Below are 26,130 nucleotides of genomic sequence, written 5' to 3' on the forward strand. Positions count from 1 at the left end.
AGAATCCGCGCGATCAGCCCACCACCGGCCCGGTGGTCCGGACACGGCAGCAACAGCCCCCTCGGGACGGTGACGACCCGCAGCAACGTCGTGGCTGGCCGCGCAGTTCCTCGCGCCCCTAAACGGGCCGCCAAGTCGCGGCAGGCTATGGCGCCGCGGTTCAGCCACGGACAGGACGTGCCCCGTCAGGGGCGCTGGGGGTACCCCCGGGCGAAGCCTGGGGGAGGAACTGCGCGATCAGCCCACCACCGGCCGGTGGTCCGGACACGGCACAGACTGCCCCGCCCGGACGGTGACGACCTTCAGCCGCCCGGCCCTGAGGGACCCTCAGACGACCTGGTGGAGCCAGCGGACCGGCGCGCCCTCGCCGGCGTAGCGGAACGGCTCCAACTCGTCGTCCCACGGCTTCCCCAGCAACTTCGCCAGCTCGCTCTCCAGATCCGCCTCGTCCCGGCGCGCCCGCTGCATCGCGGCGCGCAGCCGATCCTCGGGGATCAAAATGTCACCGTGCATACCGATCACCGCGTGAAAAATGCCCAGTTCGGGCGTGGCGCTGTACCGCTCGCCCTCCGCCGTGGCGCACGGCTCCGCGGTGACCTCGAACCGCAGCATGTGCCACCCGCGCAGCGCGGACGCCAGCTTCGAGGCCGTACCGGGCTCGCCCTGCCAGGAGAACTCGGCGCGCCACGTGCCGGGAGCGGCGGGCTGACGAATCCAGTCCAGGCTGACGCGCACGCCGAGGACGCCCGCGACGGCCCACTCGACATGCGGGCACAGCGCGCGCGGCGCGGCGTGCACGTACAGAACTCCACGTGTCGTCACCGGTACCTCCAGTGTGGGACGAGGTTCGCCTTCCCCAGCGGCCTCACACCCGAACCGGATGAACCAGGGGCAACATCATTCATTCTGCACTATTCATCCCAAACGGGACAACATTCACTTGTGACATCCGACCGTCGCCGACCTCCCGTCAGTTCACGCGGCTGTCAGGGAAAAAGCTACCGTGCGGCGTCTTGGAGAGAGTGACGTACCGTCGGGCTCGTACCGGATGTCACCCACTCGTCGGAGGGAATGGCACCATGCGGACACGGTCGCGCTACTGGTCGGCACTCGCCGTGACCGCCCTTCTGCTGGTCGGCTGCTCGACGGGCGGCTCACCGCCGCACGGAGGGGGCGGGGGCGCGACGACCGCCTCCGCGCGCCCCGCGCCCTCCTCGCACTCCCCCGGCGGGCCGGGCGCGGAACACCGGGCCGCGCCCGCCCGGCCGTGGAACACCCGCCCGCCGTCCGTCGCGGCCCTCGGCGACTCCATCACCCGCGGCTTCGACGCCTGCCATCCGCTCTCCGACTGCCCCGAGGTCTCCTGGGCGACCGGCTCGCGTACGGCCGTCGACAGCATCGGCCGGCGGCTCGCCACACCCGCCGCCAGCAGCTGGAACCTCGCCGGGACCGGTGCGCGTGTCGCCGACCTGCCCGCCCAGGCGCGGGCCGCCGCGGCGCACCGCCCGGCCATGGTCACCGTGCTGATCGGCGCCAACGACGCCTGCGCCCGTACCGTCGGCGGCATGACCCCGGTGGCCGACTTCCGCGCCGACTTCGACCGCGCGCTGGCGTATCTGCACCGCGTACTGCCCCGCACCCAGGTGCTGGTGGCCAGCATTCCCGACCTCCAGCGGCTCTGGTCGGTCGGGCGCGGCGACCCGCTCGGCAAGGAGGTCTGGAAGCTCGGCCTGTGCCCGACGATGCTCGACGACCCGGACTCGCACAGCGCGGCGGCCCACAGCAGACGTACGGCCGTACGCAACCGGGTGATCGCGTACAACTCGGCGCTCGGACAGGTGTGCGCGCGGTACGAGCGCTGCCGGTACGACGACGGCGCGGTCTTCCGCTACCGGTTCACCAAGGACGACCTCAGCACGTGGGACTGGTTCCACCCGAACGAGCGGGGGGAAGCGGCGCTCGCGCGGATTCTCGCGGGAGTGGCGTTCACCCCGGCGTAGCGGTGAACGGGCGGCGACGGGAACGCGATCCGCTCTGACCGGCGGGTCAACGCGGACAGAAGCTGACCGCGAGGCTTCCTAGCGTGTTCCCCATGGACACCACGAACCAGCTCGCCCCCGACCTCCCCACCGCCGCCGGAGGGCCGCCCCCGGCCCTGCCCGGGCGCTGGCTCGGCTACGTCGCCGTACTCGCCGCCAGCATGATGGACCTGCTGGACTCCACGGTCGCCAATGTCGCGGCCCCCTCGATCCGTACCGGGCTCGGCGGGTCGTACGCCGACCTCCAGTGGATCGCCGCCGGTTACACCCTGGCGATGGCCGTGGCGCTGCTGACCGGTGGGCGGCTCGGTGACATGTACGGGCGCAAGCGGGTGCTGCTGGCCGGGGTGGCGGGCTTCACGCTCAGCTCGATGCTGTGCGCTGTCGCGCAGACGCCCTCGACGCTGATCGCCGCGCGGATCGTGCAGGGGGCCTGCGGGGCGGTGATGCTGCCGCAGGGGTTCGGGCTGACCCGGGACCTGTTCGGGCCGGCCGAGACGAAGAAGGCGTGGAGCATCTTCGGGCCGATGATGGGCCTGTCCGCGGTGCTCGGACCGGTGGTCGCGGGGGTGCTGATCCACGCGGACCTCTTCGGGACCGGATGGCGGATGATCTTCGGCATCAACCTGCCGATCGGGGCGCTGGCGCTCTTCATGGGCGCGAAGTACCTGCCGGACGTCACGCCGACCGCGCGCGGCACCCGGCTGGACACGGTGGGCGTGCTGCTCGCCGGCGCGGGCGCCTTCCTGCTGGTCTTCCCGCTGGTCCAGGGGCGTGAACTGGGCTGGCCCGCCTGGACGCTGGTCATGCTCGTGGCCGCCTTCCCGGTGCTCGGGGTCTTCGCCCGGCACCAGGTGCTGCGCGGCCGGGCCGGCCGTACCCCGCTGGTCGAGCCCAGCGTCTTCACCAAGCGGGCGTACGTCTCCGGGGTCGGCTTCGCGATCGCCTTCACCGCGTCCATGGGCGGCATGATCCTGACCCTCGGGGTCTTCCTCCAACTCGGCCTCGGCTACAGCGCGCTGCACTCCAGCCTGACCACGGCGCCGTGGGCGGTGGGGGCGCTGTTCGGGTCCGCGTTCGGCGCGATGAGCATGCGGCGGCTGGGACGCCGGGTGCTGCACCTCGGGCTGCTGCTGATGGGCGGCGGCATCCTGGCGCTCTACGGGGTCTTCCAGTGGGCGGGCGCGGGCATCACCCACTGGGACTTCGTCGCTCCGCTGCTGGTGGGCGGGGCCGGGATGGGGATGATCTTCGTGCCGCTCTTCGACATCATCCTGAGCGGGGTCGACGCGCGGGAGATCGGGTCGGCGTCCGGGACGCTTCAGGCGTTGCAGCAGCTGGGGATGACGCTGGGGATCGCGGTGCTCGGGACGGTCTTCTTCAACGTGCTCGGGACCTCGCCGGTCGGGGGTGCGGGGCATGTGGGCGCGGCGTTGTCGGCGGCGTCGACGACCGCGTTGTGCACGGCGGGGCTGATCGGGTTGGCCTTCGCGCTCGCCTTCTTCCTGCCCCGCGAGGTCCGCTCCGCGGAGGGTTACGACGGCGAGGCCGCGGACGCGGCCCCCCTCCCCGAGCTCGCGACGGCCTGACCCGCGCACCCCTTTCCGCCCTCAATCGCCGGGCACGCTTGGATCTGCCTCCGCGCCCACCCTCGCTCCACGCCTCTGCCCTCAAACGCCGGGCGGGCTCGGATATGCGCTCAATCGCCGCGCGGGCTCAGATTCGCCCTCAAACGCCGGGCGGGCTGGAAGGTGGCCGACGGTCGTAGTGCGGGGACCAGTAGCCGGAAATTATGACGCTGATGGTGTATGCTACTGGTGTAATAAGTGGGGATGGGGGTCAGGTGTATGGCTTGGGAGATCGTTGTGGTCGAGCCGGCTCTGTCGTGGCTTCACGGCCTACGCCGCAGCGACCGGGACACCCTCATCCAGGTCAGCCGGGCCGTCGCCGCTCTCCAGGAGGAGGGCCCCGCTCTGGGCCGACCTCTGGTCGACACGATCAAGGGCTCGGCGCTTTCCAACCTCAAGGAGCTCCGTCCCGGCTCGGCCGGGGCCACGGAAGTGCGGTTACTGTTCGTCTTCGACCCTGACCGCCAAGCCGTGATCCTGGTCGGCGGCGACAAAGCGGGCAACTGGTCCGGCTGGTACCGTGCCGCGGTACCGCGGGCGGAACAGGCCTACGCAGATCACCTGAAGCGCATCGAAGGAGAGGACGGGAAACGATGACTGATCACCTGAAGGACCCGCAGGCCGCCTCCTGGGGAGACTTGACCAAGGACTTCGCCTTCACCGATGACGAGAAGGAGCAGATCGCCTTGGGCGCGCAGGCGATGATCACCGCCTCCCGCGTGCATCGCCTCGCCGAGCTGCGCAAGCGGCAGCACGCCACTCAGGTGCAGGTCGCCGAAGCCATGGGTGTCACTCAGGGTCGTGTTTCCCGAATCGAGAAGGGCCAGTTCGAGCGCAGTGAGGTCGATACTCTCGCGGCCTATGTCAAGGCACTCGGCGGCAAGCTGAAGATCGTCGCCGACTTCGGTGACGAGACCTACGTCCTCGGCTGATCCGTCCCACGGGCTCAGCCCACGCCGTCCCCGGCTCGGCGGACAGTGCCTCGGTCCGTGAAAAGTGGCTGCCAGGCCCGCCCCAGACGATGGGGGCGGGCCTCTGTGCTGCCTACCTCAGACGCCGGGCGGGCTAGGTGGGGAGAGTTACGGGGGGCAAAGGGGTGCAGTGGAGGGTGAGGGGGGTTGGGGGGAGGTTCCAGCCGGTGGGGGACCAGGTGCGCAGCGCGCGGTGGGGGACGGGGATGACCGCCTCCACCGTACGGCCCGCCGCCGCGCGGACCGAGGCGAAGCCGACCAGGCGCCGGCCCGGCTCCCCTTCAGGACCGGCGGACGCGTAGAGCTGGACGACCTCACGTCCCGCGCGCGTCCCGCGATTGCGTACGCGGACCCGGGCCGTCGCGAGGACGCCCTCCTCCGCGTCGCCCGGCTCGACGGTGAGCGACACGTACTCCCACTCCGTGTAGCCGAGTCCGTGGCCGAAGGGATACGCCGGGGCCGGGTCGCCGCGCCGCTCCCACGCCCGGTAGCCGATCAACGGCCCCTCGTCGTAAGGGAGTACGCCGTCCTCGGGGGTGACCCGGGTGACCGGCGCGTCCGCGAGCCGCGCGGGCCAGGTCGTGGGGAGCCGGCCGCCGGGCTCCTCGACGCCGAGCAGGACGTCGGCCAGCCCCGCGCCCGCCTCCTGCCCGGGGAACCAGGCGAGCAGCACGGCCGCCACGTCCTCGCGCCACGGAAGCTCCACGGGCGAACCGGAGTTGACGACGACGACCGTCCGCGGGTTGACCGCCGCGACCCGCGCGACCAGGTCGTCCTGCCGCCCGGGCAGCCGCAGGTCCGAGCGGTCGAACCCCTCGGACTCCACCCGTTCGGTCGTAGCGACGACCACGATCGCCGTGTGCGCGGCGGCCGCCGCCTCGACGGCCTCCGCGATCAACTCCTCCGGGTCACGCTCGGGTTCGCCGTGCAGCAGGGTGAACCCGACCGCCTGGATGGGCAGTTCGAGCCCCTTGGGCGGAGTGTGCAGCAGACTGACCTCAACGGGCCGGCCGGCCACCAGTTCCACGGACCCGCGTTCGGTCGGCTGCCCGAAGAACGCCTCGAACGGGTCGCCGTGGCCGTCCGCCTGCTCCCCGTCGAAGAGCACCCGCCCGCCGACGGTGAGCCGGAACCCGCCGGTCCCCCGCGTACCGAAGCGGTGCGCCCCGCTCACCCGGGGGACGAACACCCCGCGCGCCTCGACCGTGTGCAGCTCTTCGTACGAGACCCCGCGCGGCAGGTCGCCGAGCCACTGCAAGTGGCCGCCGGGCAGGGCCTCGGCGCCGAGTTCGCGCCCGGCGGCGTCCCGCGCGACCGCCCGCAGGGTGAACCCGGGCCCGGCCGGGGCCAGTTCCTCGCTGGGGTCGGCGCCGAGCGCGTACGTCACCGGCACCCCGTCCGGCAGCGCGGCCCGCAGTCCGTCGAGCGGTGAGACGACATGGTCGGGGAAGACCTGCGCCGAACCCCCGCCGAGAATGCGCGCGTCCCGGGCGGCGGCCCCGATCACGACGATCCCGCGCCCGGCGGCAGAGGCGGCGGAAAGGGCGGTGTCAGCAGAGCCCGCGGCGCCGGCCGGACCGGACAGCCGAGCCGGACCGGACAGCTGAGCCGGGTCGAGCGGCAGCACCCGCGCCGCCCCCCGCACCTCGTTCCGCAGCAGCACGCAGCCGCGTGCCACCAGCTCGCGGGCCAGCATGTCCCCGTCGATCCCGGGAGGCCGCTCGGCGACCGCGACGGCGGCCGGCGTCCCGGAGAGCAGCCCGGCCCGCGCGGCCAGCCGCAGCACCCGCCGGGCGGCGTCGTCGACCAGGCTCTCCTCCACCTCACCGGCCCTGACCGCGGCGGCGAGCGCCTCGCCGTAGACCGTGAACGGCCCCGGCATGGCGATGTCGAGGCCGCCGCGGATCGCGCCGACCGTGGAGCGCGCGGCGAGCCAGTCGGAGACGACGACGCCGTCGAAGCCCCACTCGCCGCGCAGCACGCCGTTGACGAGCGCGTCGTGCTCGGTCATGGACACGCCGTTGACCGAGTTGTACGCGGCCATGACGCCCCACGGACGGGCGTTCGCGACGATCGTCTCGAAGGGCGCGAGGTACAGCTCGCGCAGCGTCCGCTCGTCGACCCGGTTGTCGACGGTGAAGCGGTCGGTCTCCGCGTCATTGGCGACGAAGTGCTTGACGGTGACCCCGACCCCGCCGTCCTGCACCCCGAGCACATACCCGGTGCCGATCTCGCCGGTGAGGAACGGGTCCTCGCTGTACGCCTCGAAGTGCCGTCCGCCCAGCGGGCTGCGGTGCAGATTGACGGTCGGCGCGAGCAGCACATGGACGCCCTTGCGGTGGGCCTCCTGGGCGAGCAGCCGCCCGGCGCGGCGGGCGAGCGCGGGGTCCCAGGTGGCGGCCAGCGCGGTGGGGCTGGGCAGCGCGACCGAGGGGTCGTCCGTGGTCCAGCGCCTGCCGCGTACGCCGATCGGGCCGTCGGACATCACCAGCGAACCGAGGCCGATCTCGCCCAGGGCGGGCAGCGTCCACATGTCCTGACCGGCCAGCAGCCGCGTCTTCGCGTCGAGACCGAGCCTGCCGAGTGCGGCCTCGACGGCCCGCTCCCGCTCGGCCTCGGCTCCCTGCGCGTACGGCGTCATCGTGCGTCCCCGTCCCGTCGTCGTTCGCGGTGCCTGTCCCCTGGCCCGCGGCCGTGCTCGTTTCCGGCGCGTGCGGCGCGCTGTGCGGCGTAACGCCCTCCCGCGTACGGCCCTCCCCCGTACGGAACCGCCCCCGGCCGCCTCTGGGTCGCCATCCTGGTCCGTCACCGCCCCCACGCCTGTCCAAGGGTAGGCAAAGTTACCATTACGTTATCTTGTACGCTCTTCGCAAGCACCGGGAAGGGGGCTGGGGGCGTGACCAGGACCAGGGGCGACCGCGGCGCACGGCGTGCGGAGATCATCCAGGCCGCGACGGAGGTCATCGCCGAGCGCGGCTACCGGGGCGCGACGCTGGTGGCGGTGGCCGAGCGCGTGGGCCTCACCCAGCAGGGTCTGATGCACTACTTCCCCACCAAGGACGCCCTCCTGGTGGCCGTGCTCGAAGCGCGCGACCAGTGGGACGTGGCGTCGGCGGCGCTGCACGGACGGGCCTGGCCGCTCGACGTGGTGGCGAACCTGGTGGAGTACAACGCGACCCGGCCCGGCATCGTGCAGGCGTTCACCGTGCTGGTGGGCGACAGCGTGACCGAGGGCCACCCGGCGCAGGCGTACTTCAGGGACCGTTACGCCAAGGTGCGCGAGGGGGGTGCGGAGGCGCTGCGCGCGCAGTTCGGCGACCGGCTGCCGGGCGGGCTCACGCCGGAGCAGGCGTCGACGCTGCTCGCGGCCGTGATGGACGGCCTCCAGGTGCAGTGGCTGCTGGACCCGGCGGCCGTGGACATGCCCGCCGCCTTCCGTGACTTCCTGACGCTGCTGAATCCGCCGCAGGACGCGGCCCCCGCCGAGGCCGACGCCGGGGCCGACGCCGGGGCCGAGCGGCCGGCGACGTGAACGGGTAAGGGCCGCACTCCGGGGAGTGCGACCCTTACCCGACCGGACGTGCCCACACGCACCGGCCGGACCGTCAGCCGGTCGGGCACCGCGCCGTCAGACGATCGTCAGCTCCACCGCGATGTTCCCCCGTGTGGCGTTGGAGTACGGGCACACCTGGTGCGCCTTCTCCACCAGGTCCTTCGCGGTGTCCCCGTCCACGCCCGGCAGGGACACGGCCAGCTCGACCGTGAGCCCGAAGCCGCCGGACCCGGTCTTGCCCAGACCGACCTTGGCCGTCACCCGCGAGCCGGAGATGTCGGTCCTGGCCTGCCGGGCGACGGCGCCGAGCGCGCTCTGGAAGCACGCGCTGTACCCGGCGGCGAACAGCTGCTCCGGATTGGTGCCGGCGCCGCTGCCGCCCAGCTCCTTGGGCGGGTTGACGACGACGTCGAGCTTGCCGTCGTCGCTGGAGACCCGGCCGTCGCGGCCGTTCTCCGCGGTGGCGACGGCGGTGTACAGGACGTCCACGGACTGAATGCTCATGAGCGGGTCCTCCCACTGGGTGTTGTGTCGTACGCGCGCGGGCCGGCCGTCCCCACGGACCGGCGGGCAAGGGCCCGAGGACCCCCTGCCGACCCCAGGGACCGCCTGCCGGTCCCAGGGACCGCCTGCCCGTCACTCCGGAAGACGGACGACCATCTTTCCGATGTTGTCGCCGCGCAGCAGTCCCAGCAACGCGTCGACGTTCTTCTCGATTCCGTCGATCACCGTCTCGCGGTAGCGCAGCTTCCCCTCGCGCAGCCAGCCGCCCACCTCGCGGACGAATTCCGGCTGGAGGTCGTGGTGGTCGCCGACCAGCATCCCGCGCAGGGTCAGCCGCTTGCCGATGAGCTGGGCGAGGTTGCGCGGGCCGGGCGGCGGCTCGGAGGCGTTGTACTGGGCGATGGCCCCGCACATCGTCACCCGGCCGTGCAGCCGCAGCGCGCCGATGGCCGCCTCCAGGTGCTCGCCGCCGACGTTGTCGAAGTAGACGTCGATGCCGTCGGGCGCCGCGGCCCCCAACTGCTCGGCCACCGGGCCCTTCTTGTAGTTGAACGCGGCGTCGAAGCCGTACTCCGCCACCAGCAGCGCGGTCTTCTCGTCCGAGCCCGCGCTGCCGATCACCCGCCCGGCGCCCTTGAGCCGGGCGATCTGGCCGACCTGGCTGCCGACCGCGCCCGCGGCGCCGGAGACGAACACCGTCTCGCCCGCGGCGAACCCGGCCACCCGCAGCAGCCCCGCGTAGGCGGTGAGCCCGGGCATCCCGAGCACCCCGAGGTACGCGGACAGCGGCGCCGCCTCCGGGTCGACGACGGCCGCGTGCGTGGCGTCGAGCAGCGCGTACTCCCGCCAGCCGAGCCCGTGCAGCACATGGTCGCCGACCGCGATCCCCTCCGCGCGCGAGGCCACCACCCGCCCGACGGCGCCGCCGAACATCGGCTCGCCGAGCGCGTAGGGCGGGGCGTACGACTTCGCGTCGCTCATCCGGCCGCGCATGTACGGGTCCACCGACAGATACAGATTGCGGACCAGGATCTGGCCGGAACCCAGCTTGCCGACCTCGGTCTCGACCAGGGCGAAGTCGCCGGGGACCGGCTCGCCGTGCGGCCGTGCGGTCAGATGCCATTCGCGGCTCGTGGGCATGGGGTGGTACTCCTCCCGCCACAGCGTGACCATGGCAAAGGTTGAGGTGATGAATTAATCATCGACCCGAATGTTTCATGATGTCAAGCATCGGAGTAGTCTTGTCCAATGACCCGCCGAATGGACCCTTTGACCGCCGAGGTCGTCGACCTGATCGGCACCGTGGTGGCGCGCTACTACCACGAGTACGAGGTGGCGGCCGCCGAGCACCGGCTGACCGGCGCGCAGGCCCGGGTGCTCGCGCTGCTGGCCGCCGGGCCGCTGCCGATGCGGCAGGTCGCGCAGCGGCTCAAGTGCGAGCCGTCGAACGTCACGGGGATCGTCGACCGGCTGGAGGCGCAGGGCCTCGCCGAGCGCCTGCCGGACAGGGCCGACCGCCGGGTGAAGCTGGCCGCGGCCACGGCGCGGGGGCGCGAGACGGCCGAACAGGTGCGGGATTCACTGGACTTCGCGCGCGAACCGCTCGCGGAGCTGTCGGAGCGCGAGCGTACGTCGCTGCGCGATCTGCTCCAGCGGATGCTGGGGCCCGAGCAGGAGCACTGAACCCGGGCCCGCGCCCGCCCTGGTGAGCCTCAGCCCGCCCGGCGGGTCACGCGCACCACCACAGCACCGGCTTGCACGGCGTCGCCGTCGCGGACGGCTCGTCCGTCGGCCGCGGACTCGCCGGGGTCTCGGTGGGGGTGCGGGTCGCGGTGGCCGTCGGGTCGGCGCCGGCGGGCGCCGAGGTGCCGGGTGCGACGGTGCCGGTGACGGACGCCGTCGGACGCGAGGGCGTGGCGGAGGCGGAGGCGGACGCGGACCCGGTGGGCGGGGCGGTGGCCGACGGCGGGGTCGTCGTACGGCCGGCGGACGGCGTGGAGGGGGCCGCCCGGCCGGGGGCGGAGGCCGTGGCGGTGGGCGGCGGGGGCAGCTGGACCGAGGGCGCGGGAGCCGGATCACCGCCGCCCGTACCGCCGGAGAGCGCCGCCATGGAGAACATCGCGAGCGCGCCCGCCACCGCGACGGCGCCCACTCCGTAGACCGCGAACCGCTGCCGCCCGCGCCGGGTCCGGCCGCGCGGCGCCTCGGCCGACCGGGACGCGAACGCCTCCTCGGGCGGCGGGAGTTGCGCGCCCTCCCCGGCAAGGAGCCCGGCGCCCGGCCCCTCCCCCGTGACGGCGGGCAGCCGGACCGTGGTCTCCGCCGGAGGCTCCGCGGCGGGGTCCACGGGAGCACCGCATCCCGGGCACGAGTAGGCGCCGTTGAGATGGCGTCGGCAGGTCTGGCAGTAGTTCATGGCGGGATGGACCCTAGGGGACTGCTGAGGCACAAGGGAACCCCGAGGTTCCGCTTGTCATGGCTTTGTCGTGAAACTCCCGCCCGTCCCAAATCCGCGCAGGTGGGGGCCTCCTGGCGACATCTCACGTACCCCCGGAGCGGCCGTCCACCCGGACGCGCGCCGCCGCCGTACGGGAGCGCCCGCCCCTTCCGCTTCACCTTCCGGCCACGGCCCCATAGGCAAAGAGCCCGTCAAATCCACGTGATTTCCGTCATCCGACCGCCCACTATGCCCAGGTTTGCGGAAGTGCGTGGCTTGACGTACAAGCGGGCGAGACCGTTCTAATTAGGCTGACCTAACAAAGGGCAGGCTTGGCTGACAGGCCGATCCGGTATCCAGAAGGACCCCCATGCTCCCCACATTCGTGATCGGACTCCGAGAAGGCCTGGAGGCGGCGCTCATCGTGGGCATCATCGCCTCCTTCCTCGGCCAGCAGGGCCGGCGGGACGAACTGCGGAAGGTGTGGCTGGGAGTCGGTACAGCCGTCGCGATCTGCGTCGCGGTCGGCGTCGGCCTGCAGATCTTCTCCAGTGACCTGCCGCAGAAGGAGCAGGAGCAGCTGGAGACCGTCGTCGGCGCGGTCGCCGTGGTGATGGTCAGCTACATGATCATCTGGATGCGCCGGCACTCGCGCGACCTGCGCAAGGACCTGGAAGGCGCGGCCGGCCGGGCGCTGTCCTCCGGTTCTGCCTCCGCCCTGGTCCTGATGGCCTTCCTCGCCGTGCTGCGCGAGGGGTTCGAGACCGCGGTGTTCCTGCTCGCGACGTTCAACGAGAGCGACAACCCCGCGTACGGCGGCACCGGCGCCGCGCTGGGCGTCGTGCTCGCGGCCGTGATCGGCTACGGCATCTACCGCGGCGGGGTGCGGATCAACCTCTCCCGCTTCTTCCGGATCACCGGCTTCGTGCTGGTCCTGGTCGCCGCCGGGCTTGTCTCCACCGCGCTGATGACCGCGTACGAAGGCGGCTGGCTCGACCGCGGCTCGCAGGCGTTCGACCTGTCCTGGCTGGTCCGGCCCGGCACCCCGCTGTCCTCGGTGGTCACCGGTGTGCTCGGCATCCAGTCCAACCCCAACTGGCCGATGGTGACCGGCTGGCTGGTCTACGCGATCCCGATGTCGCTGCTCGTGCTGTGGCCCGCCCGCAGGCGCAAGGCCCCCGCGCAGCGTCCCGAGGCCGTTCAAGCGGAAGCCGTACAGGCCGAAGCCGGCTGAGGCCCCGACTCCCCCGACCGTCCGCCCGTACCCCTCGCCCCTCTTCCCCTCTGCCCCTCTGCCCCTCTGCCCCTCTGCCCCTCTGCCCCTCTTCTCTTCTTCCCCCGTGCGCCGCGCGGGACTTCCGACAGGAGCCGAAAGTGAACCCCCGTGCCGCCCACCACCGTGTCCTGGTCTGCGCCGCGACCGTGATATCCGCGGGTCTGCTGCTGACCGCCTGTGGCGGTGACAAGGGGGACTCGAAGAACTCCTCCGGAGCCGACGCCAAGGGCGCGGGCGACAAGACCTCGAACGTGAGCATCGAGATCACGGACAAGGACTGCGCCCCCACCCCGGCCTCCGTCCCGGCCGGCACGGTGAAGTTCAAGGTCCACAACAAGAACTCCGGCAAGGTCACCGAGGCCGAGGTGATGGACGGCGGCAAGATGCTCGGCGAGAAGGAGAACCTGACGCCGGGCCTCTCGGGGGACTTCACCCTCACCCTGGACGCGGGCAAGTACCAGGTCTACTGCCCCAACGCGGGCACCGACCACACCGACTTCACGGTCACCGGCGCCGCCAAGAAGACCTGGAAGGACGACCCGCAGCTGGTCGCCGCCACCCAGGGCTACGCGACCTGGATCGACGGCGAGGTCAAGGAACTGGTCTCCTCCACCGCCGACTTCACCGCCGCGGTCAAGGCCGGCGACCTCGACCGGGCCCGGGTGCTCTACGGCAAGGCGCGCATCCACTACGAGCGTGTCGAGCCGACCGCCGAGATCTGGGGCGACATCGACGGCCGGATCGACGGCCGCGCCGACGACGCCACCACCCCGGCCGACTTCACCGGCTTCCACCGCCTTGAGCAGGCCATCTGGGAGAAGAAGTCGCTGGCCGGCACCGAGAAGCTGGCCGACCAGCTCAACGCGGACGTGCAGAACCTGTACACCAAGGTGCAGACGGTCGAGTACCAGCCCGCGGTGATCGCCAACGGCGCCACCGACCTGGTCAACGAGATCCAGTCCTCCAAGATCACCGGCGAGGAGGAGCGCTACTCGCACATCGACCTGCTGGACTTCGAGGGCAACCTCGCGGGCGCCAACGAGGCCGTCTCCGTGCTGCTGCCGACGCTGAAGCAGAAGGACCCGGAGCTGGCCGACACCATCGCCACCCGCTACCAGCAGACCGCCGACGCGCTGGCGAAGTACGTGGCCAAGCCCGGCTACGAGCAGACCGGTTACGTGGACTACCGCAAGGTCACCGCGGACCAGCGGCGTACCCTGTCCCAGACCGTGGACGCCTACGCCGAGGCCGTCTCCAAGCTCGCCGGAAAGATTGCCTGACCTGTGACCGACACTCCGGACATCACCCCCGAGGACCGCGCGCCCGAGCAGGTCCCCGCCGTCAGCAGGCGTCGCCTCCTCGGCGCGGTGGGGGCCGGAGCGGCCGTGGCCGGCGCCGCCCTGGGAGCGGGCGGCGCCGTGCTGGCCACGCGTGACGGGAACTCCGGCTCCCCCGGGTCCGGCGCGGCGGAGCCCGACGCCGGGGCGGCCACCGTCGCCTTCCACGACAGCCACCAGGCGGGCATCGCCACCCCCTCGCAGGACCGGCTGTGCTTCGCGACCTTCGACGTGACACCGACCGCGAGCAAGGCGGACATCGCCGACCTGCTCAAGACCTGGACGGCGGCGGCCGTCGCGATGACCCGGGGCGAGCCGGTGCCCGGCGACGTCGGCGACGTCAACACCCCGCCGGACGACACCGGCGAGGCGGTCGGCCTCACCCCCGGGCGGCTGACCATCACCCTCGGCTACGGCCCCGGGCTCTTCGACGACCGCTTCGGCCTGGCCAAGCGCCGCCCCTCCGCGCTCAAGACGCTGCCGCGGCTGCCCGGGGAGAATCTGGACCCGGCCGTCACCGGCGGCGACCTGTGCGTACAGGCGTGCGCCGACGACCCGCAGGTCGCCTTCCACGCGATACGCAACCTGCGGCGGCTCGGCTTCGGCACGGTCGTGCCGCGCTGGATGGAACTCGGCTTCGGCCGCACCTCCTCCACCTCCCCGCAACAGGCCACCCCGCGCAATCTGATGGGCTTCAAGGACGGCACCCGCAACATCGACGCGACCGACACCGCGATGATGGGGCAGCACGTCTGGATCGGCGAGGAGGAGCCGCAGCGCTGGATACGCGGCGGCTCGTACCTGGTCAGCCGGAAGATCAAGATGCGGATGGAACAGTGGGACCGCGACCGGCTCGGCGACCAGCAGGACGTCTTCGGCCGCTTCAAGGGCTCCGGGGCCCCGCTGACCGGGAGCAAGGAGACCGACACCCCGGACTTCTCGGCCCGGTCGGACACCGGCTATGTCATCCCGGCCAGGGCGCACATCCGGCTCGCCGCCCACGAGAACAACAAGGGGCTGCGCATCCTGCGCCGCGGCTACTCGTACACCGACGGCATCGACCCGCAGACCGGGGACCTGCTGGGCGGGCTGTTCTTCATCGCGTTCATGAAGAGCCCGGACCAGTTCATCACCCTCCAGCGGGTGCTGGGCGCGCACGACTCGCTCAACGAGTACATCCAGCACATCGGCAGCGGGCTGTTCGTCACGCCGCCGGGGCTGTCGGCCGGACAGGACTGGGGCGGGCAGCTCTTCGGCTGAGCCGCCCGTGGCTCAGCCCCAACTGCCCGGTCAGCCGCCCGGTCAGCCGCCCGGTCAGCCGCCCCCGCACACCGTCGGCAGCCAGGCGCTGCCCGCGCGGGTGCGTATGTCGTCCAGGACGGTGAGCCGGCCGTCCAGCGTCGAGGGGTCGGCCAGGAAGCGCAGCACGGTCAGATCGAACGCGTCCCGCATCGCGGGCGGCATCGCGTCGGAGGCGTCGTAGCAGCGGACGGCGTGCGGGTCGCTCAGCGTCCGGGCGATGCTCTCGGCGGTCGGCCCGAGCCGGGCGTAGGCGGAGAGCGGCACGCGGGTGTCGGCGGAGAAGCCCGCCTGCGTGGTGCTCCAGGCCCGTTGGGCGCTCTCCGAGGCGAGGTAGCCGATCAGCTTTCCGGCCTGCGGGGTGTCGCGGAGCACGGCCGCCAGGTCGCCGGAGACCTCCCAGGCGGCGGAGTCCACGGCCGCGCCCGGGATCAGGGCCGCGGAGTGCGTGTAGGCGGCGCCCACGGTCTGCCACGCCTTGCTGCCCCGTACGAAGGTCGCCTGGTGTTCGAGCCGGCAGGTCGGCGGGTGGGCCGCCACCCCGGCGGAGGCGGCGTCGTAGTCGGTGATCAGCGCCCGCCGGGCGTACGGTTCGCGGCCCGCGCCGACCAGCGTGCCCCAGGTCCGCCAGGCGCGCAGCACCCGCGGGTCCTTCCAGGTGAGCCGGCCGGTCGCCCATCGCTGATAGACCTCCGGGCCCGCCTGCTGGAGCAGGATGTCCTCCAGCCAGTCGGTGCCCGGCCAGCCGGAGGTCGCGTCCGAGCCCATGCCCAGGCACCAGGAGGCGGGTTGGCCGGCGAGGGCGGTGAGCCGGTCGGCGGCCAGCCCGGACGGATACCACACCATGCTCTTGAGGTCGGCCTTCACCGGCACCCAGTAGGTGTGGACCCGGTCGTCCGCGCCCTTCGCCTTCGGCGCCCAGGTGGCGCCGAAGTCCGCCGCGCGCACCAGGCCGTCCAGCGGTACGAGCCGGCCCTGCCGCGCGTAGTCCGCCAGTTCGCCCGGACCGGGCAGCACCACGAGGTCGGGCGGTGTACCGGACTCCACATCGGCGGCCAGCACCTGGCTCTCGGCCGAACTGCCCTGGTAGACCACGTGGATCCGGTACTTCTTCTCGAACGGGTCGAGCACCTTGCGGCGGAACTGGTCCTCGTCGCGGCCGGTCCAGTTGGCCAGCAGCGTCACCGAGCCGTGCCACGCGGTGGCCGCCCGTACCGCGACGACCCCCGCCCCGGCCAGCAGCGCCAGGCACACAGCGAGCACGCCCAGGGTGCGGTTGCGCGGCCGCCTCACCTGGACGTCCTGAAGCGGTACTCGTTGATCCTCGGCAGCAGCCCCAGGGCGATCAGCAGCATCAGTACGGCCCCTCCGGCCAGGATCCACCCGGCCGCGGCGGCGCGGAAGCCGACGCCCGCCAGATGGCCGGCCACGTCGGTACCGGCCCGGTGGATGCCCGTGCCGGTCAGCGGGCGGCGCAACTCCGCGCGGGAGTCGGCCATTCCGGCGTGCGTCCACCGGGTGAACAGCGCCAGGACCGCCGTCCCGGCCACCAGCAGCACGGCGGCGGCGCCCAGCGGACGGTTCCAGCGCCGCCGGAAGCGCGCCCGGGAGAACCGGTGCGCCTCGGCCAGCGCGGCCAGCAGCGCGACACACAGCGCCAGCGCCACCGCCCAGCCGAGCCACAGCAGCGGCCCGAAGGACGCCTGCCGGTCCACCACGGCCAGTTGCTCGTGCTGGAGCGCGTTGAGCCGGCCCATCACCGAGGGGTCGGCCGACGCCGAGGGGGTGCCGGTGGCCGCCGCGTCGTCCGTGCCGAGCAGGCTCTGCGCGTAGTGCGTGAAGGCGTCGCGCAGCGGGGAGTTCCTGGGCTGCTGCGCGGCGTTCTCGATCAGGCCGTTGTAGACGGAGATCAGCCCGACGACCGTCTGGAGGGTCTGCCGTCCGGTCAGCCCGGTGACGTCGTCGGCGGCGGCCCGCGCCAGGCTCGCGTTGGCGACCGAGATCTGGGTGTGGAAGTCCCCGGTGCCGGCCCCGTCGCTCGCCGCGTCCCGCAGCGCGCCCTCCTGGGCCCGCGCGAGGGCGTACTTGGCGGTGTCCACGGCCAGCACCCCCGACGCGCTGGAGGACGACAGCGGTACGGCGTCGGCGTGCACCCCCCGGTACGCGCCGAACAGCGCGACGGTGGTGACCGCGCCGAGCGCCAGCAGCAGCCACAGCCGGCCGGCCAGATCGCGGGCGGTGGTGCTCATGCCGCCTCCGGGGGACGTCCGCAGTGCGGGCAGAACCTGGCGCCGACCGGGATCGGCCGCTCGCAGTGCGGGCAGGGCGCGAGCCCGCCGGCGGGCGGGCCGGCCTCCGGGTCGGCGCCGCCGCCGGGACCGTAGGTGCTGTAGCTGCTTGAGGTGATCAGATGCTCGAAGTCGACCGGTCGCAGCTCCCGGCGCAGCTCGACCCGGCCGGCCGCGGCGTCGTGGATCTCCACCAGCCTGCGCAGTTCGGCGAGCTGGCGCCGGGCGCCGAGGCCGTGGGCGAGCGCGACGGCCTCGCCCAGCCGCTCCTCGGCCCGGCCGGGCTGCCCCTGGCGGTAGGCGTCGGCCGCCCGCGCGACGGCCTGCCCGAGCCGCTGGTAGGCGGTGAAGTGCAGCACCTGGTCGTCCGCCTGCCGGGAGAGCACCGGGTCGTCGGTCCACTGCACGACGCAGGGGCTCGGCGGCGACAGCGTCGCCGGGCCGCCGCCGGGCAGTTCGGCGGCGACGACCGCGACCTGGAGCGGTTCGCCCTGCGGGCGCCCGGCCGGGTCGACGGTCAGGCACAGCTGGTAGCGGCGGGTCTCGTCGCCCCACGCCTTGGTGACGAAGCCGTACGAGCCGGAGCGGGACCCGGGGGTGCCCGTACCGGAGCCGGGGTCCTGATCGGCCGTGCGCGGCAGCGGGACCTCCGTCGGATAGACCTGCTTGAGGTAGCGGACCGTGCTGCCCGGCGGGGTCGTGACGCGGATCACCAGCTCGGGCACGCTCTTGGTGAGCAGACCGCGGACCAGTTCGCGGTACTCGCCGGGCAGCGCCGCCTCCTCCCGTACGCCGTGGGCGGTGCCGTGCAGCCTGCGGGTGACACCGAGCAGCACCTGAGCGTCCCAGCCGTCGCCGATGCCCCACGCGTCGCAGACGAACCGCCCGTCGCAGTCGTCGAGCACGCCCGCGAGCGGCCGCCGCTCGTCGTGCTCGTTGCGGCCGTCGGTGAGCATCAGCACATGCGGGATCGGCGCGGGCCGCTCGGCGAGCAGCCGCCGGGACAGGTCGAGCCAGTTGCCCACGCAGGTGCCGCCCGCGGCGAGCAGGCCGTGGACGGCGCGTTCGGCCTCCGCGCGCAGCGCGGGGGTGGCCGCGGGCATGGGTCCGGCGGCGGGGTAGGCGAGTTCGGCCTCGTGGGTGCCCTTGACGACGGCGAAGGGCGTGCCGTCGGGCAGTATCCGCAGCGCCGCCACGGCCGCGTTCTTCGCCGCGCGGAACTTCTCCTCCGGGCGGTCCATCGAGCTGGAGCAGTCGATCACCAGCACCTCGGCCAGTCCCGGGCCCGCGCCCGTACCGCCCGCCCCCTCGACCCGGACGGTCACGATGACGTGCAGCTCCTGCACGCCCGCCCGGGCCGGGAGGTACCTCATCCGGCTGACATCGAGGCCGATCGTCGTACCCGGCTTCCCCTGCGTGTCCACGGTGCCCGTGCCTCCTCCTCACCGCTGCTCCGCACGCCCCCGGCGTGCCTCAGAATCTGGTCTCGGGCCTGACGGCGTACGCGCGGTCGAGCAGGTCGCCGCGCTCGTCGGCGTCGTGCGCCCGGTCGGCGAGCCCGCGCAGCGAGCCGTAGAGCAGTTCGGCGAGCCGCCGTCTGCTGTCGGCCCCCGCGAACAGGTCGCCCTCGGGCAGGACGGGGAAGTCCCCGCCGCCGTCCGCCGGAAGGGCGGCCAGCACGTTCTCCCGGGTCTCGGCGATCAGCCGGTCCCTGGCCTCGCCCAGCCGCAGCTCGGCGAGCCGGGCGGCGGCCTCGCGCAGCGCCGCCGGCGGCGGGGAGACCCCGGCCGGCCGGCCCGCGAGGACCCGGACGGCCGCGATCCTGGCCGCGTCGTAGTGCCGCGAGGTCGAGGGGACCTGGTCGAGCACCTGGACGGCCCGCTCCCGGTCGCCGCGGCGCAGATGGACCCGGGCCAGCCCGAAGGCGGCGCTGCCCTGGGCACGGTCGCGCTCCCAGACGGCCTCGTAGAACTCCTCGGTCTCCCGCGCGCGGCCGCCGAGGGCCTCCGAGCAGTAGCCCAGCGCCAGCTTCGGCGCCCACTCGCCCGGCACGGTGGCGTACACGGCGGTGAACTCGCCCTGGGCGTTCTTGACCCGGCCTTCCGTCAGATGCGTCAGGCCGCGGTGCCAGGCCAGCCGCCAGTCGTATCCCGCGAGGTCGGGGCCCATCAGCGCGGCCGCCTCGCCGAGCCAGCGGGCCGCCTCCGTCCCGCCGGGGTCGGGGCGGCGCAGATAGGCGCGGCAGAGCCACAGGGCGACCTCGACCGTACGCATCGCCGGGTCCCGCCGTACCCGCTCGGCGATCCGCTCCGGCGTCCCGGCGGCGAGCGGGCCGAGCAGCACCGCGGCGGGGTCCGCGGGGTCGGGTATCGGCACCGGCAGTCCGCGCGCGGCCTCCTGCGGGCCGGGCGGGCCGATGGCGAGGTCCGGCGGGGCCTCGCCGGTCCGCCCGGTCCAGTGCGCCGGGGAGGGGACCGTGCCGAGGGCCGCGCCGAAGAGCACCGCGTTGGGCTCGAACCGGGTGGACCGCTCGGGGTACTGCTCGTGCCCGCTGAGCGCCCGGTGCTCCCTGAGCACTTCCCACAGCTGCCGGGACATCTGCGGCGCGGAGGTGAAGCGGGCGGCCGGTTCGTCGTGGGTCGCCCGGCCGATCAGCCGGTCGAAGGAGCGGGCGGCGAGCCCGGCGGCGGGCGCGGTACGGGCGGCCAGCGCCTGGAGTGTCCGCCCGACGGTGTACAGGTCGGTGTCGACCGCGAAGCCCCGGCTCTCGCGCTCGCGCCTGGGCGGTGCGAACCGAGGGGTGTAGACGAGGCCCGTGGCGCCGTCGTCGATCCGGCGGACCGCGCCCAGGTCGATCACCTTGATCTCGCGCCCGTAGTGGATGACGTTCTCGGGCTTCATGTCGCAGTAGAGCAGCCCCTGGTCGTGCAGATACTCCAGGGCGCCGAGGATCTTGCAGCCGTAGGTGAGGACATGGTCGATGCCGAACGGCTCCCCGAACAGCTCCGCCAGCTCCTCGTCCGGCGCCCGCAGCAGCTGGTCCAGCGGTCGGCCGCCGATGTACTCCATGACGATGTAGTCGGTCGGCTCGGCGTCCCCGGCGACCCGGTGCTGCTTGGAGGTGATGATGCGGACGATGTCCCGGTGGTGCAGCGTGGTCAGCGAGCGGCGCTCCTCGACCGCGCGCCTGCGGGCGACCGCGTCACCGGTGTTGATCAGCGCCTTCAGCACCACGCGGTGGTCGGGCAGTTGGATGTCCTCGGCGAGGTAGACCCAGCCGGTGCCGCCGGGCGAGAGATAGCCGAGCACCCGGTACTGCTCGCCGACCTCGTCGCCCGGCCGCAGCTGCGGGCGGAAGGAGTACGGCGTCCCGCACACCGGGCAGAAGCCGTGGTCGGGCACGGGACCGCCGTCGTAGGCCACGCCGATGGTGCCGGCGCACTTCTCCACGCCGCAGCGCCGACCGCCGTCCGGCGGGCGGGCGGTGGTGCGGACGATCTCGGCGAGGGCGGGTTCGGGGATGTCCGGCAGCTGGACCAGGCCGTCCCGGTCAAGACCGCCCGCCGTCGCGGGGGCGTGGCGCGGGCCGGGTACGTCCTGCGGCCGCACGTCCGGCGGCGGTCCGGGGTCGGGCGCTGCGGCGGGCGGGCGGCGCAGGCAGGTGTCGCAGAAGCCGGTGACCGTGATGCTGCCAGGACAGGGGTCGCGGGGGCAGGGGCCGAGGAGTGCGGCCGGGGCGGTCATGAGGGGTCACCACCTTCGGGGGGCGGCGGGGGCTCCCGGTGCGGCGGGCGGTCCGGGTGACGCGGGCGGTCCGGTTCCGGCGGGCGGTCCGGGTGACGCGGGCGGTCCGGTTCGGGCGGGCGGTCCGGACGGCGGTCACGGTCGGGCGGGCGGTCCCGATCCCGCTCCACGAAGTCCATGTAGGCGCGTACGGCCTCCTCGGCCGCCGCCAGGTCGCACGGCTCGTCGTGCAGCAGTCGGTGGGCGGTCAGATAGTGGGCCTCCGCCTCCAGGTCCTCGTGGTCCGTGGCGTCCCGGTGCAGCGCGTGGTACGGGCCGAGCCTGCCGCGTAACTCGTCGCGCCTGGCGAGCAGTTCGTCCAGCCGCTCGATGGTCTGCCGGACCCGCGCCTGTGCCCGGTCGACGGTCCGCTCGTATCGCGCCAGGTCCCGCCCCGGCCCGGGTCCCGCGCGCCCGCCGCCCGCTCCTGCTGCGCCTCCCAGTTCCGCCCGTACGGTGTGCGCGCGGATCACCGCGGCCACCGCCCGGTCGGTGTCGGTGCGGATCCGGGCCGCGCGGGTGTGCAGCGCCTCGGCCAGCGGGCCGGTGATCTCGGTCAGCCGCTCGGCCAGCCGGGCCCGCCGCCGCTCGTCGGGGCCGGTCACCAGCTCGCTCTTCGCGCGGGCGTAGTGCGGGCCGACGGCGCGGAAGACCAGCAGCAGCCGGCTGCCCTGCTCGCGCAGCAGCGCCAGCAGGTCGAGCAGGCCGGCGGGGTCGGCGGCCTCGTCCACGCCGACCATGACCAGGGTGAGGGTCTGCCGGGCGGACCTGATCTGCTCGGTGACCGGGCGCTCCCCGTGGTGCCACAGGCCCATCCGCTCGGCGATCCGCTCCGCGATCCGCTCGGTGCTGTGGCCGGTGGCGTCCACCGCGAGGTCGAGCCCGCCCGCCGCCGGTACGGTCTCCGGCGGGTCGAGCGAGGCGCGGTCGGCGGAGACGCCGGTGCGTAACTCCCGGTCGGCCAGGGTGATCGCGCGGCGCAGGGTGGCCGCGCGGGCGCGGTCGCCGGGCCGGACGAGGCTGATCTTCACCTGGCGGCTGTCGCGGCGGAGGGGGCGGGCGCGGGGGTCGCGCCCGTCGCGTCCGTCGCGGGGGTCTCGGGGGTCCCGGTGGTCGCGTGAATCGCGGAGGTCGCGGGCGTCGCCGCGCAGCCAGTCGGCGAGCCGCTGGGCGAACTGCTCGTCGAGCGGCGGCTCCTCGTCGTCGGAGTCCTTCGAGTACAGTTGCTCGTCCACGGCGGTACGGCCGCGGGTCCAGGCGGCCACCCGCGGAAGGTGCTGCACGATCGTTTCGGCGGGGCTCATGAACGAGAAGCCGCCGCCCGCGCGTTCGGGCGCGCTGCTGAGCACCATGCCGATGACCTCGCCGGTCACGATGTCGACCACACCGCCGCCGCTGAACCCCGGGCGGGCCAGCTCGCCGGGGGTGTGCGGCGCCAACTGCACCTGCCCGTCGCGCCCGCAGCCGCCGATGATGGTGGCGCGCAGCCAGATGCCGCCGTTGTACGACTCGGGGAAGCCGTACATCCGCACCTGGCGGTTGGGCGCGGAGAGCCGGTAGAGGGAGGTGGCCGCCTGTACGGGCATCGGGCGGTCGAGTCTGAGCAGGGCGACGTCGCCACTGGGGTCGCCGTCCGCGTCCCTGGTCTCCGGGCGGTACGCGCCCGCTAGCACCCGGGCCGGCACGCACGGCACGACATGGCCGGGCGCCCCCACGAACTCCGCGGTGACCCGCTCTCCCTCGGCGACCACGTGTGCGCAGGTCAGGACCCGGTCGGGGCTCAGCAGGATTCCGGTGCCGGCGATCTTTCCGTCGGCCCGCCTGATCCGTGCGGCCCAGTGCGGTGTTTCCAGAGAGGACCCGACACCGATTCCCCCATCGGCCTCCATGGGCCTCACTCTACGCCTGACGCACCGCCATGTCCCTTCGAAAGCCGTACAATTGACGCCCGCGACGCCGATCCGCCCGGAGGTACGCCATGGGGGACCCGACGGAGTTCGTCGGCCTGGCCGAGGTCATCCGCCAGATCCGGGGCGAGCTGGAGCAGGCCCGAGAGGAGGCCAGGGACCAGGCGCTGGGCTTCACCGTGGAGAAGGTCAGCCTGGAGTTCACCGTGCAGGTCCACAAGTCGGGCTCCGCCCAGGGGGGACTGCGGATCGGGGTGGTCACGGCGGAGGCCGGCGGCGGGGTCGAGCGCGGGACGACGCATCGCGTGCAGGTGGATCTGACGCCCGAGTACCAGACCGGCCGCCTCAACGTCACCCGCACCCCCCTCTGACCCACCCCGCCCTCCGCGCCCGTCCCCCGACACCGGCGCCCCCGGCCGACCGCACCCGCCCACCGGCCCGGGCCACACTCCGAGCCGGCGCCGACGCCGACGCCCGAGGGCGCCCCGGGCCGCTGCGGGGCCGTCGCAGGACGGTTGTCGCGTGCCGTCGCCCGCGCTACAGCGGTAGGTGGTCTTCCGGCATGCCCGGCGCAGTCGCTCCCGGCGGCCTCCGGGCACATTCGGCGCCGACGCCCGAGGGCGCTCGGGCCGCGGGCGCGGGTGCCGCTCCCGGCGGGCGGTGCCCGAGTGCCGGCCGCGGGGCGGGGTCGGGCCGGGGCCCCGGCCGGGTGCGCGAACCGGTCCGGGACGCAGGGTCGTGGGGCTTACCCGGGGCGTGACGGGTGAGGGGTGTGGGGCCTGTCGGCAGTGGGGATGGCAAATGACATGTCCCGTCATGTCGGAGTGATCACATGAAAGGCACGGACGGGCAACGTCGTGACAAGGCTCTGCCCCCCGCCGCGCCGCGGGCGTACGGTGTGCCCCTCACTACCCGTTCTGGGGGGATCATGCACTTCCGCGCCACTACAGCGGCCCTGCTCGCTGCCGGTGTGCTCCTGGCCGGCTGCTCGTCCGGCGGCGGCAAGGGCGACGCCGGGACGGACGTGGCGAAGAAGTCCTCGGTCGTCGGTCTCGGCACCGCCGAGCAGGTCGCCACCGCCCTGGCCAAGGAAGTCTCGACGATGCAGACCACGGTCGTCTACAACAAGACGACCGACCCGGAGCACCTGCTCGGCACCAAGGACGGATACTCGTCGAAGATCGCGTTCTCCGACTCCCGCGTGCCCCCCGCCGAGGTCGACGGCAAGGCGGACGACGCGGTGGAGCGCGGCGGCAGCATCGAGACCTTCGCGACCCCGGCGGAGGCGCACGCCCGCGCCGACGAGATCGTCGCCCACGCGCAGGGCCCGGCCGCCGAGGAGTACCACTTCTACGTGGGCGGCTCCCTGGTCCGCGTCTCGTGGGTCATGGGCCCGTCCCAGGCCGCCGACTACCGGCAGGCGGCCGAGGACCTGAACTGACCCGCTGCCCGGCGTCGGCGGAAGCCGGGGCGGGCCAGCACGGCGTCGACATGGCCGGCCCCGGCGAAGGAACTCCGGCGGCTCAGCGGCCGGCCGGGCTCTCGCCGTTCAGACAGCCCTGGGAGAGCAGCCGCAGGGTGCTGATGGCGGGGGCGAAGGCGTAGACCGCGCCGCGGGTCCTGACGAACTGGTTGAGGTTCAAGGTGGTGGCCTGCCGCTCGCCGGACGGTGAGTGGCTCTCGAAGCTCACCTTCCCGTCGTTGGTGTCGGCGAGCTTGCCGCTGACCATGGCGTCGGGCCCCGGCCGGTCCTCGCGGCCGTGCGGGAAGTCGGGGTCGTTGATCCAGTCGGCCTGGATGAACTCGAACTGGCCCACCAGGTCGGCCTGGTAGCTGACGAACATCAGCCCGCGGGAGGCGTCGGGCGAGGACCCCTCGTCGTCCGAGGTCGGGTCGAAGGGCTGCCCGTACGGGGCACCGCGGCGGATGATCCGGCGGGCGTCGATGAACTTCTCGTCGACGAGTTCACCGCCGTCGACCAGCCCGTCGCGCGGATTGCTCTTGCGCAGGTGCGAGAAGAGCGGCGTACCGATGCCGTCGGGGTCGTCGGCGTAACTGAAATCGTTGTCCGGTTCGGCGTCCGGGGTGGTGATCGGCTTGACCGGGCACTTGGCCACGGAGGCGCCGGAGCGCCAGCGGCCGACCATCCGCGCGGCCAGCCACTCCGTGCTCGTCCCCTGCGGTACGACCTTGCGGTCGATCAGCGTCCGCAGCGCGTCGGACACCTGGGCCCACCAACCGGGGACGTCCTGTTCGAGCCGGCGGATCACCTGGAAGGAACCGTGGTTCATCCAGGCCGGCATGTCCTTACGGGCGTAGGTGTCCGGCGAGTGCGCGGGGGACGGCTCCTCGCCGATGACGAACTCCCCGGCGTCGATCAGCCGGGTGCCGGGGTGGCCCTTCGCGTAGCCCTTGCGCTCGGGGTCCTCCTCGTCGAAGCCCCGTACGCCCGGCTCGCTCACGCCGTCCTTGAAGCCGAAGTGCTCCTTGCCCCTGCGGCCGCCCGTCAGCGTCGCGGCCGCCTGCTCGAAGACGATCAGGGCGCGGGCCCTGGAGGCGGCCTCGCGCTGCGCCATGAGGGCGGTGGTCAGCTGGGCCTCGGAGTCGGCGGCGAGGGTGAGCACCGCGTGCACGGTCCGGTGGTGGTTGTTGCCGAACAGCCAGTGCTTGGGGTCGCTGTCGTCGGTGTCGCCGAGCGCCAGCGCCCGCTCGTACGGGCCCTGGACGAACGCCTCGATCGTCGTGCCGACCGGGACCCGGGGGAACACCTCCTGGCCGGCGGTGAGGAACTTCAGGCCCTCGTGGGTGAGGCCGAGGCCCAGCCAGAGGGCCTTGTAGCTGCGGGGGTCGTCGCCCGCGGACTGCTTGCGGGCCTCGCTGAACTCCTTGTTGAACGCGGCCACCTGCGCGGTGGTGGCGATCTGCGGGGTGATGTCCTCCAGCCAGGACCGGGACGCCATGAGGTCCCCGAACTGGAGGAACAGCATGGTCACATGGTCCTTCTTGAATCCGGCGAGGATGTCGCCCTGGATCTCGGTGCTTTCTCGCAACTTCAGGTCTGCGGCCATCGTGGTCTCCGTCGGGCATGAGCGCGGGGCGGGTGTGGAG

At 73.3% G+C, this 26,130-nt stretch carries 22 protein-coding genes; 11 read left to right on the forward strand and 11 right to left on the reverse strand.

Annotated elements, in window-relative coordinates:
* Nucleotides 1-327 precede the first annotated feature (327 nt).
* Entirely contained in the window at nt 328-822 is a 495-nt protein-coding gene (locus OHA30_RS09500) for a DUF3145 domain-containing protein (protein ID WP_328913377.1), read from the reverse strand.
* 257 nt (nt 823-1,079) lie between these two features.
* Between OHA30_RS09500 and OHA30_RS09505 the strand changes: the two genes are divergently transcribed.
* The 4 genes from OHA30_RS09505 (at nt 1,080) to OHA30_RS09520 (ending at nt 4,599) form a co-directional block, all read left to right on the forward strand.
* Entirely contained in the window at nt 1,080-2,000 is a 921-nt protein-coding gene (locus OHA30_RS09505; RefSeq protein ID WP_328913378.1) for an SGNH/GDSL hydrolase family protein, read from the forward strand.
* Between the two features lie 92 nt (nt 2,001-2,092).
* The gene (locus tag OHA30_RS09510; protein WP_328913379.1) at nt 2,093-3,628 is read left to right on the forward strand and encodes an MFS transporter; all 1,536 of its coding nucleotides are present in this window, start codon (nt 2,093-2,095) and stop codon (nt 3,626-3,628) included.
* A 258-nt stretch (nt 3,629-3,886) separates the two neighbouring features.
* The gene (locus tag OHA30_RS09515; RefSeq protein ID WP_328913380.1) at nt 3,887-4,264 is read left to right on the forward strand and encodes a type II toxin-antitoxin system RelE/ParE family toxin; all 378 of its coding nucleotides are present in this window, start codon (nt 3,887-3,889) and stop codon (nt 4,262-4,264) included.
* Nucleotides 4,261-4,599, forward strand: coding sequence for an XRE family transcriptional regulator (locus OHA30_RS09520; RefSeq protein ID WP_328913381.1), 339 nt, complete (start codon nt 4,261-4,263; stop codon nt 4,597-4,599). Before OHA30_RS09515 ends, OHA30_RS09520 begins: the two co-directional genes overlap by 4 nt.
* Nucleotides 4,600-4,732: 133 nt before the next feature.
* On the opposite strand, the gene OHA30_RS09525 is transcribed toward OHA30_RS09520, so the two are convergent.
* Nucleotides 4,733-7,279, reverse strand: coding sequence for a beta-glucosidase family protein (locus tag OHA30_RS09525; RefSeq protein ID WP_328913382.1), 2,547 nt, complete (start codon nt 7,277-7,279; stop codon nt 4,733-4,735).
* Nucleotides 7,280-7,534: 255 nt separating this feature from the next.
* Between OHA30_RS09525 and OHA30_RS09530 the strand changes: the two genes are divergently transcribed.
* A complete protein-coding gene (locus tag OHA30_RS09530) occupies nt 7,535-8,170 on the forward strand; it encodes a TetR/AcrR family transcriptional regulator (protein WP_328913383.1) in 636 nt (211 codons plus the stop codon).
* Nucleotides 8,171-8,266: 96 nt separating this feature from the next.
* On the opposite strand, the gene OHA30_RS09535 is transcribed toward OHA30_RS09530, so the two are convergent.
* Nucleotides 8,267-8,695 carry an organic hydroperoxide resistance protein gene (locus OHA30_RS09535; protein WP_328913384.1) on the reverse strand — a complete coding sequence of 143 codons (429 nt, stop codon included), beginning with the start codon at nt 8,693-8,695 and terminating at the stop codon, nt 8,267-8,269.
* Nucleotides 8,696-8,827: 132 nt separating this feature from the next.
* Nucleotides 8,828-9,835, reverse strand: a complete 1,008-nt coding sequence (locus OHA30_RS09540; protein ID WP_328913385.1) for an NADP-dependent oxidoreductase — start codon at nt 9,833-9,835, stop codon at nt 8,828-8,830.
* A 108-nt stretch (nt 9,836-9,943) separates the two neighbouring features.
* Between OHA30_RS09540 and OHA30_RS09545 the strand changes: the two genes are divergently transcribed.
* The gene (locus tag OHA30_RS09545) at nt 9,944-10,378 is read left to right on the forward strand and encodes a MarR family winged helix-turn-helix transcriptional regulator (protein ID WP_328913386.1); all 435 of its coding nucleotides are present in this window, start codon (nt 9,944-9,946) and stop codon (nt 10,376-10,378) included.
* 46 nt (nt 10,379-10,424) lie between these two features.
* On the opposite strand, the gene OHA30_RS09550 is transcribed toward OHA30_RS09545, so the two are convergent.
* Complete coding sequence (locus tag OHA30_RS09550) at nt 10,425-11,111, reverse strand: SCO2400 family protein (protein ID WP_443045049.1); 687 nt, start codon at nt 11,109-11,111, stop codon at nt 10,425-10,427.
* Nucleotides 11,112-11,502: 391 nt separating this feature from the next.
* Between OHA30_RS09550 and efeU the strand changes: the two genes are divergently transcribed.
* From efeU to efeB, 3 genes are all read left to right on the forward strand, one after another.
* The gene (gene efeU / locus OHA30_RS09555; RefSeq protein WP_328913388.1) at nt 11,503-12,366 is read left to right on the forward strand and encodes an iron uptake transporter permease EfeU; all 864 of its coding nucleotides are present in this window, start codon (nt 11,503-11,505) and stop codon (nt 12,364-12,366) included.
* A gap of 140 nt (nt 12,367-12,506) precedes the next feature.
* Nucleotides 12,507-13,688: an iron uptake system protein EfeO gene (gene efeO / locus OHA30_RS09560; RefSeq protein WP_328913389.1), complete on the forward strand. Its 1,182-nt coding sequence runs from the start codon at nt 12,507-12,509 to the stop codon at nt 13,686-13,688.
* Between the two features lie 3 nt (nt 13,689-13,691).
* On the forward strand, nt 13,692-15,005 hold the full coding sequence (efeB, locus tag OHA30_RS09565; RefSeq protein WP_328913390.1) for an iron uptake transporter deferrochelatase/peroxidase subunit: 1,314 nt from the start codon (nt 13,692-13,694) through the stop codon (nt 15,003-15,005).
* 54 nt (nt 15,006-15,059) lie between these two features.
* On the opposite strand, the gene OHA30_RS09570 is transcribed toward efeB, so the two are convergent.
* The 5 genes from OHA30_RS09570 to OHA30_RS09590 are packed head-to-tail and all read right to left on the reverse strand — an operon-like array spanning nt 15,060 to nt 23,004.
* Nucleotides 15,060-16,337 (reverse strand): ABC transporter substrate-binding protein, encoded by a 1,278-nt coding sequence (locus OHA30_RS09570; protein WP_328913391.1) that lies wholly within the window; start codon nt 16,335-16,337, stop codon nt 15,060-15,062.
* Nucleotides 16,334-17,293 (reverse strand): hypothetical protein, encoded by a 960-nt coding sequence (locus tag OHA30_RS09575; RefSeq protein WP_328913392.1) that lies wholly within the window; start codon nt 17,291-17,293, stop codon nt 16,334-16,336. Before OHA30_RS09575 ends, OHA30_RS09570 begins: the two co-directional genes overlap by 4 nt.
* The gene (locus OHA30_RS09580; RefSeq protein ID WP_328913393.1) at nt 17,290-18,756 is read right to left on the reverse strand and encodes a VWA domain-containing protein; all 1,467 of its coding nucleotides are present in this window, start codon (nt 18,754-18,756) and stop codon (nt 17,290-17,292) included. The genes OHA30_RS09575 and OHA30_RS09580 overlap by 4 nt, the downstream gene beginning before the upstream one ends.
* Before the next feature lie 49 nt (nt 18,757-18,805).
* Entirely contained in the window at nt 18,806-21,076 is a 2,271-nt protein-coding gene (locus OHA30_RS09585; RefSeq protein WP_328913394.1) for a tetratricopeptide repeat protein, read from the reverse strand.
* On the reverse strand, nt 21,073-23,004 hold the full coding sequence (locus tag OHA30_RS09590) for a S1 family peptidase (protein WP_328913395.1): 1,932 nt from the start codon (nt 23,002-23,004) through the stop codon (nt 21,073-21,075). The genes OHA30_RS09585 and OHA30_RS09590 overlap by 4 nt, the downstream gene beginning before the upstream one ends.
* An 89-nt stretch (nt 23,005-23,093) precedes the next feature.
* Between OHA30_RS09590 and OHA30_RS09595 the strand changes: the two genes are divergently transcribed.
* Nucleotides 23,094-23,393 (forward strand): trypco2 family protein, encoded by a 300-nt coding sequence (locus tag OHA30_RS09595; RefSeq protein ID WP_328913396.1) that lies wholly within the window; start codon nt 23,094-23,096, stop codon nt 23,391-23,393.
* Nucleotides 23,394-23,950: 557 nt separating this feature from the next.
* A complete protein-coding gene (locus tag OHA30_RS09600; protein WP_328913397.1) occupies nt 23,951-24,463 on the forward strand; it encodes a hypothetical protein in 513 nt (170 codons plus the stop codon).
* Between the two features lie 82 nt (nt 24,464-24,545).
* Here the strand turns inward: OHA30_RS09600 and OHA30_RS09605 are convergent, their stop codons facing one another.
* On the reverse strand, nt 24,546-26,090 hold the full coding sequence (locus OHA30_RS09605; RefSeq protein ID WP_328913398.1) for a Dyp-type peroxidase: 1,545 nt from the start codon (nt 26,088-26,090) through the stop codon (nt 24,546-24,548).
* Between the last annotated feature and the right edge of the window lie 40 nt (nt 26,091-26,130).

This window comes from Streptomyces sp. NBC_00223, assembly GCF_036199905.1.
Taxonomy (GTDB): Bacteria; Actinomycetota; Actinomycetes; order Streptomycetales; family Streptomycetaceae; genus Actinacidiphila.

What these genes read in the sequence shown, in the direction of transcription:
- OHA30_RS09505 (WP_328913378.1), top strand. Translation starts at nt 1,080, where the DNA reads ATGCGGACACGGTCGCGCTACTGGTCGGCACTCGCCGTGACCGCCCTT.
- OHA30_RS09510 (WP_328913379.1), top strand. Translation starts at nt 2,093, where the DNA reads ATGGACACCACGAACCAGCTCGCCCCCGACCTCCCCACCGCCGCCGGA.
- OHA30_RS09515 (WP_328913380.1), top strand. Translation starts at nt 3,887, where the DNA reads ATGGCTTGGGAGATCGTTGTGGTCGAGCCGGCTCTGTCGTGGCTTCAC.
- OHA30_RS09520 (WP_328913381.1), top strand. Translation starts at nt 4,261, where the DNA reads ATGACTGATCACCTGAAGGACCCGCAGGCCGCCTCCTGGGGAGACTTG.
- OHA30_RS09525 (WP_328913382.1), bottom strand. Translation starts at nt 7,279, where the DNA reads ATGACGCCGTACGCGCAGGGAGCCGAGGCCGAGCGGGAGCGGGCCGTC.
- OHA30_RS09535 (WP_328913384.1), bottom strand. Translation starts at nt 8,695, where the DNA reads ATGAGCATTCAGTCCGTGGACGTCCTGTACACCGCCGTCGCCACCGCG.
- OHA30_RS09540 (WP_328913385.1), bottom strand. Translation starts at nt 9,835, where the DNA reads ATGCCCACGAGCCGCGAATGGCATCTGACCGCACGGCCGCACGGCGAG.
- OHA30_RS09545 (WP_328913386.1), top strand. Translation starts at nt 9,944, where the DNA reads ATGACCCGCCGAATGGACCCTTTGACCGCCGAGGTCGTCGACCTGATC.
- OHA30_RS09550 (WP_443045049.1), bottom strand. Translation starts at nt 11,111, where the DNA reads ATGAACTACTGCCAGACCTGCCGACGCCATCTCAACGGCGCCTACTCG.
- efeU (WP_328913388.1), top strand. Translation starts at nt 11,503, where the DNA reads ATGCTCCCCACATTCGTGATCGGACTCCGAGAAGGCCTGGAGGCGGCG.
- OHA30_RS09575 (WP_328913392.1), bottom strand. Translation starts at nt 17,293, where the DNA reads ATGAGCACCACCGCCCGCGATCTGGCCGGCCGGCTGTGGCTGCTGCTG.
- OHA30_RS09585 (WP_328913394.1), bottom strand. Translation starts at nt 21,076, where the DNA reads ATGACCGCCCCGGCCGCACTCCTCGGCCCCTGCCCCCGCGACCCCTGT.
- OHA30_RS09590 (WP_328913395.1), bottom strand. Translation starts at nt 23,004, where the DNA reads ATGGAGGCCGATGGGGGAATCGGTGTCGGGTCCTCTCTGGAAACACCG.
- OHA30_RS09595 (WP_328913396.1), top strand. Translation starts at nt 23,094, where the DNA reads ATGGGGGACCCGACGGAGTTCGTCGGCCTGGCCGAGGTCATCCGCCAG.
- OHA30_RS09600 (WP_328913397.1), top strand. Translation starts at nt 23,951, where the DNA reads ATGCACTTCCGCGCCACTACAGCGGCCCTGCTCGCTGCCGGTGTGCTC.
- OHA30_RS09605 (WP_328913398.1), bottom strand. Translation starts at nt 26,090, where the DNA reads ATGGCCGCAGACCTGAAGTTGCGAGAAAGCACCGAGATCCAGGGCGAC.